This window comes from Thermosynechococcus sp. OHK43, assembly GCF_014466085.1.
In the GTDB taxonomy this organism is placed as follows: Bacteria; Cyanobacteriota; Cyanobacteriia; order Thermosynechococcales; family Thermosynechococcaceae; genus Thermosynechococcus.
In genome coordinates, this window is the sequence record NZ_JACOMP010000232.1 from 1 (window position 1) to 8774 (window position 8774).

Annotated in this window: 8 protein-coding genes; all 8 read left to right on the top strand. The window is 54.3% G+C overall.

The genetic code is table 11. From position 1 onward, the window contains the following. Positions 1–1818 (top strand): hypothetical protein (locus tag H8Q75_RS09795; RefSeq protein ID WP_297041370.1); only part of this gene is annotated, 1818 nt, incomplete at its 5' end. Positions 1819–1882: 64 nt separating this feature from the next. Next, positions 1883–3472, top strand: coding sequence for a methionine--tRNA ligase (gene metG / locus H8Q75_RS09800; protein ID WP_297041371.1), 1590 nt, complete (start codon positions 1883–1885; stop codon positions 3470–3472). A gap of 65 nt (positions 3473–3537) precedes the next feature. Next, a complete protein-coding gene (locus tag H8Q75_RS09805; RefSeq protein WP_297041372.1) occupies positions 3538–4233 on the top strand; it encodes an NYN domain-containing protein in 696 nt (231 codons plus the stop codon). Continuing rightward, positions 4220–5446 (top strand): LPS export ABC transporter periplasmic protein LptC, encoded by a 1227-nt coding sequence (gene lptC / locus H8Q75_RS09810; protein ID WP_024125679.1) that lies wholly within the window; start codon positions 4220–4222, stop codon positions 5444–5446. The genes H8Q75_RS09805 and lptC overlap by 14 nt, the downstream gene beginning before the upstream one ends. Before the next feature lie 27 nt (positions 5447–5473). Continuing rightward, positions 5474–6067 (top strand): 2OG-Fe(II) oxygenase, encoded by a 594-nt coding sequence (locus H8Q75_RS09815; protein ID WP_024125680.1) that lies wholly within the window; start codon positions 5474–5476, stop codon positions 6065–6067. Between the two features lie 42 nt (positions 6068–6109). Beyond that, complete coding sequence (locus H8Q75_RS09820) at positions 6110–6640, top strand: hypothetical protein (protein ID WP_024125681.1); 531 nt, start codon at positions 6110–6112, stop codon at positions 6638–6640. 25 nt (positions 6641–6665) lie between these two features. Continuing rightward, positions 6666–7124: a hypothetical protein gene (locus H8Q75_RS09825; RefSeq protein ID WP_024125682.1), complete on the top strand. Its 459-nt coding sequence runs from the start codon at positions 6666–6668 to the stop codon at positions 7122–7124. Positions 7125–7336: 212 nt separating this feature from the next. Further along, on the top strand, positions 7337–8774 hold a 1438-nt coding region (locus tag H8Q75_RS09830), incomplete at its 3' end, for a DnaJ domain-containing protein (RefSeq protein ID WP_297041373.1).

The window sequence follows — 8774 nt, forward strand, 5'->3', positions numbered from 1 at the left end:
CCCTATATCGCCACGCCAATGGGCTTCATGCAGGAGGAGGTGGAACTTTTTTGGCCGCTGCTGGTCGAGGCCAATGCCGTTGCTCCTCACCTCCCTTTACATCTCAAACCCGAAACAGAGTTGATGTGGGCACAGCGGCTGTGGCAGCCTTGGCTGCAGAACAACACCTTTGCTGTTCTGGGTGACAATCGTGAACAGCTCCGCGGCGCCGATCGCGCCACTCGCCACCTTCTCGATATTTTTCAACTCTGTGCCTTTGCCCGCCTGAGTCTGGATGATCTACCCCAACTCATTTGGGATCATCAGCTTGAAATTCCTTCAGAAACCGTGGGGGCGATCGTCACCGCCCTAAAACAGTGGCAAAGGTGGTGTACTGCCCACAGCCTTCTCACCTATGGCATTACCACCGATTTATTTGGCCGCGTTCTCCTTGACCATCCCCGCTACCAAGCCTCCTTGAAGCAGCGGTTTCAGTGTCTTCTTGCCGACAACACCCATAACTATCCCGCAGTGATGGCAGATTTGATCACCCGCTTGAACCAACCGGGGATCAAGATTGTCCTTAGCCACCAACCCATTAGCGCTGTCCGTCTTGGTCTTGGCGCCGATCCTGATGCCTTTCTCCCGCTGCAAAACCAAGCCACGGTGACGGAGTTAAGCCACTTTCCAGAAACGATTTTCGGTAAAACTGATTTACGAGTTGCCATTCAAGAACGCCTGAGCACTCCCCAATTGACGCTGCCGGAAAACATCACTGCGATTCAAACCACCTCGCGGATGCAATTGTTACAGGAAGTTGTAGAGACAATTGCTACTGCCGTGCAGCAGGGGGTAGTGCAGCCAACAGAGATTGCCATTCTCGCCCCCGGCTTAGATAGTATTGCCCGCTATGTCCTCAGGAGTGAACTCGAAAAACGACGGGTTCCCCTTGTCATCCTGAATGAGCAACGCCCCTTGATTCAATCCCCCCACGTACGTGCCCTTTTGACGCTGTTGTTGTTCGTTTATCCACGAACAGGAATCATCCCAGAGGCAACGGCGGTTGCGGAGATGCTAACGGTTTTGCTGCCGCGAGAGATTGACGTCGTGCGGGCAGGCCTGCTCTCTTACTATTGTTTTCAGCCGGGGCTGGAGCAAGCTGAACTGCTACCGTACACCCACTATAGCCACTGGGATCGCTTTGGCTATCGTGCCACGGAAGCCTATGAGAAGTTGCGACATTGGCTGAGTACACTAGATTCTAGCCAGCCGCCGGTGTATCTCCTAGAGGCGGCAATTCAGCGCTATCTCTGGCCGCAAAACCTAACAGCCGGTGAATTGGCCCCCCTGCGATCGCTCCTTGAGGGCACGGCCGCCTACTGGCAAATTTATGATCATCTCCCAGAACAGCAAGCCACACCAACAGCTGAGCGGCTGCGGGAATGGATTTACCTGCTGCGGCGGGGAACTCTGACCGCAGATCCTGCCCCTCCCCTGCGGCAGCCCCAAGGGGTCTTACTGGCGACGACGTTTCAATATCGCAGCGCCCAACTCGCCCATCGCTGGCATTTTTGGTTAGATGCTGGTAGTCCACGGTGGCAGGATGGCGGCTTGCAATGTCTCTGGCAGGCACCAATGTTTCTGCGGCAGGGGTTGGCGAGCCCCAGTGCGCGGGTGTGGCAATTGGAGTCCGAACGTTTGGAGCATTTACTGGTGGATTTGTGTTCGCGGGTGAGCGATCGCCTATTCCTTTGCCACAGTGACTTGACAGCCAATGGCCGGGAGCAGGAAGGCCCCCTGAGTCCTTGGGTGGATCTGGCGGTGGGCGATCGCCCGTAAGCTGTTACTAATGGCACTATGATAAATAACGCCATTTGCTCGACCTCCTAGGGAGAAACACTGCTTGTTACCGCACTTTTCACTGACCACCCCCCTGTACTACGTCAATGCTCTTCCCCACATTGGCAGTGCCTACACGACTATTGCTGCCGATGTTCTCGCTCGCTTTTATCGTTTGCAGGGCTATCAGGTGCGGTTCATTACCGGTACCGATGAGCATGGCCAGAAAATTGAGCGCACAGCACAACAGCGGGGTTTGAGTCCCCAAGCCCACTGCGATGAGATTGCCGCTGGTTTCCAAGCCCTCTGGCATCAACTGAATATCCGCTACGATCGCTTTAGCCGCACCACCAGTCCTCGCCACCATGCCATTGTCAAGGAGTTTTTTCAGCGGGTTTGGGACAACGGCGACATTTATCTAGGTCAGCAGCAGGGTTGGTACTGTGTCGAGTGTGAAGAATTCAAGGAAGAACGCGAACTGCTTGAGGGTCGGCGCTGCCCGATCCATGTGAATCGGACGGTGGAATGGCGAGACGAGCGCAACTATTTTTTCCGCCTCTCGAAATATCAGCAGGCGCTCCTAGACCACTACGCTGAACATCCTGACTTTGTCCAGCCCCCCAGCCGTCGCAATGAGGTGCTGAGTTTTATTGAGCGAGGGCTGCAGGACTTTTCCATTTCGCGGGTGAATCTGGCTTGGGGGTTTCCCGTGCCCACGGATCCGGAGCAAACCCTCTACGTCTGGTTTGATGCCCTCTTGGGCTATGTCACCGCCCTCTTGGAACCAGAAGATGAGCCGACCTTGGCCAATGCCCTCAAAACCTGGTGGCCAATTAACCTGCACATTATTGGTAAGGATATTCTCCGCTTCCATGGGATCTCTTGGCCAGCAATGTTGATGTCGGCGGGCTTACCACTACCAGAGCAAATTTTTGTCCATGGCTTTCTGACCAAGGATGGTCAAAAAATGGGTAAAAGTTTGGGGAATACCCTAGATCCCTTTGCCTTGGTGGCGCAATACGGTGCCGATGCAGTGCGCTACTACTTCATGAAAGAAGTGGAGTTTGGCCGCGATGGTGACTTTAGTGAGATCCGCTTTGTGAGTATTCTCAATGCGGATCTGGCCAATGATCTGGGGAATTTGCTCAATCGCACGCTAAAAATGGCTTGGAAATATACCGATGGGAAGGTGCCCAATGTCCAAGGAGCAGCAATTCCGCGAGAGCATCCCCTGCGGCAACTGGCAGAGCACCTCAGCCAAACCTATGGCCAAGGGTATCGGCAATTAGCTTTCCATGAGGTCTGCCAACAGGCCCTGACCCTGGCCCGGGCGGGGAATAAGTTCCTTGATGAGGAGGCACCGTGGAAACGCTATAGGGCAGGAGAAACCGCAGCGGTGGCGGAGGTTCTGTACTGTGTATTGGAGTCGGTGCGCCTTGTGGCCTATGTGCTTGCCCCGATTATCCCCCAACTGAGTGAGGCCATCTATGGGCAGTTGGGCTATAGTATTAAATTTAATGGATCAGTTGCCCCAGACCTTTTGGGCGATCGCCAAGCCCAGTGGGGTGTTTTACCTGCGTCACAACCTCTGGCCCATCCAGAGCCGATTTTCCAAAAACTGTTGCTGCCTGCAACTGTCGCCGATTCCCCCTGACGCGCGATACCCTAGAGGTATGACTTCATATTTCGATAACACACTTTTTTTGAGATGATTTCTACATGGTTACATCTTCGTCTTCAGTTATTTACACGCCGGAACAGGTGTTACAAAACCGTGGGCGCGTTGCCATCTTTATTGATGGCTCCAACCTCTTCTATGCAGCGCTGCAACTGGGCATCGAAATTGACTATTCAAAACTCCTCTGCCACTTGACCCAAGGCTCCCGTCTCTTTCGCTCCTTCTTCTACACGGGGGTTGACCCCACCAATGAAAAACAGCAGGGGTTTCTGCTGTGGATGCGCCGCAATGGCTATCGTGTCGTCTCCAAGGAACTCGTCCAACTGCCGGATGGCTCTAAAAAGGCGAACCTTGACGTCGAAATTGCCGTGGATATGATGGCACTGGTAGGTTGCTATGATACTGCCATCTTGGTCAGCGGTGATGGGGATTTGGCCTATGCCGTGGATGCAGTGAGTTACCGAGGGGCAAGGGTCGAGGTGGTGAGTCTGCGATCGATGACTAGCGATAGCCTAATTAACGTTGCCGATCGCTACATTGATCTTGAGAGCATTCGCGAAGAAATCCAAAAGGCGCCCCGATCAACCTACACCTACCGTCCTGTCACTGGTAACCTGACGCAATCCCCTATTGTTAACCCCCATTGGGAGCAAGATACCGCCGAAAGGAAAGATAAAGCTGCTGACAATGACTCACCCGAGACCCTAGGGAACTTAGACAACAATGCTTCTGCCTAGACCCCTCCTCCTTTGCCTTGTACTCGCCTTGACAGGCTGTGGCTGGGTGGATCAATGGGTGGGGGAGGAGCCATCCCCAGAACCAGAAATCACGGGTGATGTCAAGCTGCAAAATCTGACCCTGCGGCAAACCAACGCTAAAGGCCAACTCCTCTGGGTATTGCAGGCGGCGGGCGCGCGCTATCGCGATGACAATCGCCAGCAATTGGAGATTCAAAATCTAACGGGGGAATTAAAGGCAGAGGGTAAAACCACTTACAAGGTGCAGGCCAAGGCGGTCAATGTGCGGCAGCGGCATGGTCAACTTTGGGTTGAAGGTCGCACCACGGTCACTGATCTCCAGCAAAAGGGGACGATTATTGCCGATCAATTGGTTTGGCAGGGCGATCGCGGCGTACTCATTGCCCAGAAAAACCTGCAAGCCCGCTATCCCCAAGTGACAGTGACCGCTAAGCGCCTCGAAGCCGATAGCCGACGCCAAGAACTGCGTGCCCTCAATGCCGTTCAGGTGACCTCCGCCGCCAAGGACGTCAAGGATTTACGGCTCAATACGGAGAGTCTAGTGTGGCAGCAGGAGCCCAATCGGCTGTTGGCAGGGGTCATCGGTCAAGGGGGGGTCACAGTCGTCGGTGGGGCGGGCGATCGCCGAGGGCAGCGGCTACAAGCCCAAAGGGCAATCTGGTCAATTAGCGATCAACGGGTCACCCTTGAGGGGGATGTCCGAGTGCAGCTTCCCAACCCTGCTCTGCGCGTTGAGGGAGAAACGGTGCGCTGGTTAATTCCCCAACGGCAATTGGTGAGCGATCGCCCCCTGCGGGTCAGCTATCCCAGCCAAGGCATTGAAGGGCAGGCCAATCGCGGTGTCTTCCTGATTGCTGAAAACCGCGCCATCTTTGACAAGGTCCAAATCAATAGCCAACCTCAACAGTCGCAACTGCGTGCCCAACGCCTCAATTGGTGGATTCCCCAAGAGCGGCTAGAAGCTAGCGGTCAGGTGGAAATCCAGCGCCCCAATGCCCAACTACGCACAGCTCAACTGATTTGGCGGATTCCCCAGCAGGAAGTTGAAGCCCAAGGGGGAGTCTTTTACCGCCAGAGCAATCCCCGCATTCAAGTTCAGGGACAGCGGGCAAAAGGGTGGCTTGATCGCCAAGAGGTGATTGTCAGTGGCAATGTTCAGAGCAAAGTGCCGTTGCGAGTGCGCCTTCCCTAGACTGAATCATAGAAACAATCAGTCCCTATGAGTACCGCACCACTGCAAATTCTTGACTTGGGGGGTGAAATTCTCCTTTTCCAGCGTTTGATTCCGGTTCACCAGTGTCAGCAGGTGATTGCTACAGCTGAGAAGGTGGGGTTTGAGGATGCGCAAATTCTCATGGGAACGGTCGATCGCTCCGTGCGCGGCGGCAGTTTGCTCCGCTTTGATCCCCAAGACCCCCAACAGGCGATGATGCGGCAGATTCTTCTCCAGGCCACGCAAACAATTCAAATCGTCCTCTACCAACACTATGGGATTCGCTTCCCTGAAATTGAAAACTTCTCCATCCTGCGCTATCGGGTGGGCGAGGGCTATCGCCGCCATGTGGACAACCTATTGCTGGCCAGTCGGCAAATGGAACTGGCCCAAGGTATCCCGACGCGGGATGTCAGTCTGGTGGGCTATCTCAATGAGGACTTTGAGGGGGGAGAAACCTATTTCGATCGCCAAGGGGTAAAGGTTACCCCACGGACGGGAGATATTGTTGTCTTTCCCGCCTACTACACCCATCCCCATGCCGCCTTGCCCGTGATCCAGGGCACTAAATATGCCTTTGCCACTTGGTTATTCTATTGATGAATGATGATTGAATGATGATGAACCCTTGAGGTAATACCAATGACTGAACCCCTGCGCTTCAAAACCTCGCCCTTGGTTTCTGGAACACTCCTTGCCCTCTACGGCGCACTCACGCTGCCCCTCCCGTTTTTGGCGGTACAGACGGCGGCTCCCATTTCGCCCCTGCTTCTTTGGGGGGCGATCGCCCTCGGGGGTGTGTTCCTCTGGGGAGCCCTGAGTCAACGGGTAGAACTGGATGCTGTGGGAATTCGCCTCACCTATCCCCATTGGGTTCCCCCCTTCCTGCGGCAGCAGTGGCAACTGATTTGGTCAGATATTCAAGGGCTTCAGCCCCGTAGTACCAGCCAAGGGGGCTGGGTCTATTATCTGGTGACTGCCACAGGTCAAGGGTATCTTCTGCCGATGCGAGTGGCGGGTTTTGCCCAAATGATGCGTGCCATTGAAGCCCATACGGGATTGCCCACAGATGTAATTAAGCCCCTCGCTCAACCTTGGATGTATGGTATTTTGGCTGTTTTTACGCTGCTGTTGGGCGCTGTTGATCTATGGGTTTTAACCACTGTGGGATAATGGGGACGTATTTGGGTGCTGAGCGATGACCATGAGTGCGAATCGGTTTGTGGGATATCTGCGTCGAGGAGTGGTGTGCCTGCTCCTGAGTGTCCTGTGTTGGTCAAGTATCGCCACGCTGCCGGCGATCGCTGCTATTCCAGTGCGGCTCTTTGACCTGAATTACCACGAATGTCCGCCAGAAATTGGTGAGGGTTCGGTCACACCCGGGGGTACCACCCTCAAGGCCAACTGCTACCTGATTACTGGTAAAGCAGAGAATAAATCGGGCAAAACCGTGGTAGATGCCGATGTCTTTGGCCGTATCTACGATGCCAATGGTAATCCAGTGTTGCAAAACCGCACCCGGGTCGGTGCAATTGATGTGATTCCACCCGGCATCAGCGAGTTTGAAATTCGCATTAGTGTGCCCTACGACCAACCAGAGCCTTTGCAGTTAGAGCAATTTAAGGCCTCTGGCTTTACAGCAAAAGTACGCGGTTAAGCCCCCCGTCTCTCCTCAGTCTCCCACTGAGGGACAGAAATTGTGATACTTTAGAATCCCTGTCACTCCATTTTTCGGGAACACTAGCACTATGCCGTTTCATTTCTAAACGTTGAGCAACTGCCGGCAAAGGTTCTCTGTTGGTATTGGGCGTGCATGAATGTGCTGTCATCGTTGATAGACGAGTTCATCCTATAGAGGTTTGGGTTCAGGTGCGCATTCCTCTCGACTATTACCAAGTGCTGGGTGTGCCAATTCAGGCAACGCCGGAGCAAATTGAGCAAGCGTTTCAGGATCGGCTGCTGCAACTGCCTACCCAGCAGCACTCCCCCACCACAGTTGCCACCCGTCGGGAACTCATTGAGCAGGCCTATGCAGTTTTGCGAGAACCGGAGCAGCGCCATGCCTACGATCGCCACTGCCGTGCGGTTGATGCCGAGGATTTGATTGTCCAGTTGGATCCCGATGCCACCGCTCCCTACATTGAAATTAGTGATGAGCAATTCTCGGGGGCACTCCTACTGCTCTATGAACTGGGAAATTATGCCCAAGTTGTCAAGTTGGGAGAAGTATTTCTCAAAAAGGATGTTCTTGATCTCAATCGCCCCTACACTTCTTCTGCCGCCGTTGCCGACATTACCCTCACTGTGGCTTTGGCCTATCTGGAATTGGGACGCGAGGAATGGCAGCGGCAGTCCTACCAAGCAGCCGCCTCTCAGCTAGAAGCCGGTCTAGCGGTACTTCAGCAGCGGTCAAACTGGTTTCCCGAACTCCAGGAACAGTTTCAGACGGAACTGAATCGGTTACGTCCTTACCTTATTCTAGAGTTACTGGCACTGCCTCTGGCCGATAGTGTGAATCGGCAGCGGGGTATTTTGTTGCTGCGGCAAATGCTGAGTGAGCGCGGGGGTGTTGAGGGGCGCCGTGATGATCACTCGGGACTTGCAGTTGAGGATTTTCTGAAATTTATTTTGCAACTGCGCAGCCATCTTACCGTGGCAGAGCAACAGGAACTCTTTGAACGGGAATCGCGGCGTCCCTCAGCGGTGGCGACCTACCTTGCGGTACATGCCTTGGTGGCACGGGGCGTGCATGAACTTCAGCCGAGCTATATTCGTCGGGCCAGGGATTTATTGGAGCAGCTGCTCCCCAATCAAGATGTCTATCTTGAACTCGCCAGTTGCTTGCTGCTTTTGGGACAGCCCACCGAGGCATTGGCAGCTCTTGACAACAGCCAAGATCAACCGACTCTGGACTTTATCCGCCGTCATGCCGGTGAGGCTGGCGATCTACTGCCGGGGCTCTATTACTACACCACACAATGGCTCAGAGAAGAAATTTATCCTGCATTTCGGGACTTGGGGGAAACACCCGTGGCCTTGGATGCTTACTTTGCTGATCCCAATGTCCAAACCTACCTAGAGGCTCTCAGTGACGACTCTATTGCCTCTGAACCCCCTGCGACCACTGCCTCTGCGCTCCCTGAAGTGATGAGACCAACGGTGGCTGTGCCCCCTCCCGTCTCCTTCACAGCGGAAACGTTACCTTTGCAGGATCAGACTCGGCTAGGTCAGGGCTTTTCGGCATTGGCTTCGACCACTTCTTCAACTGCAACGGGGACAGCCACGCCCCAACCATCCACTCGCAAAC

Bases quoted from the DNA above. Each gene is read 5' to 3' on its own strand.
- H8Q75_RS09805 (WP_297041372.1), top strand. From the start codon at position 3,538: ATGGTTACATCTTCGTCTTCAGTTATTTACACGCCGGAACAGGTGTTA.
- lptC (WP_024125679.1), top strand. From the start codon at position 4,220: ATGCTTCTGCCTAGACCCCTCCTCCTTTGCCTTGTACTCGCCTTGACA.
- H8Q75_RS09815 (WP_024125680.1), top strand. From the start codon at position 5,474: ATGAGTACCGCACCACTGCAAATTCTTGACTTGGGGGGTGAAATTCTC.
- H8Q75_RS09820 (WP_024125681.1), top strand. From the start codon at position 6,110: ATGACTGAACCCCTGCGCTTCAAAACCTCGCCCTTGGTTTCTGGAACA.
- H8Q75_RS09825 (WP_024125682.1), top strand. From the start codon at position 6,666: ATGACCATGAGTGCGAATCGGTTTGTGGGATATCTGCGTCGAGGAGTG.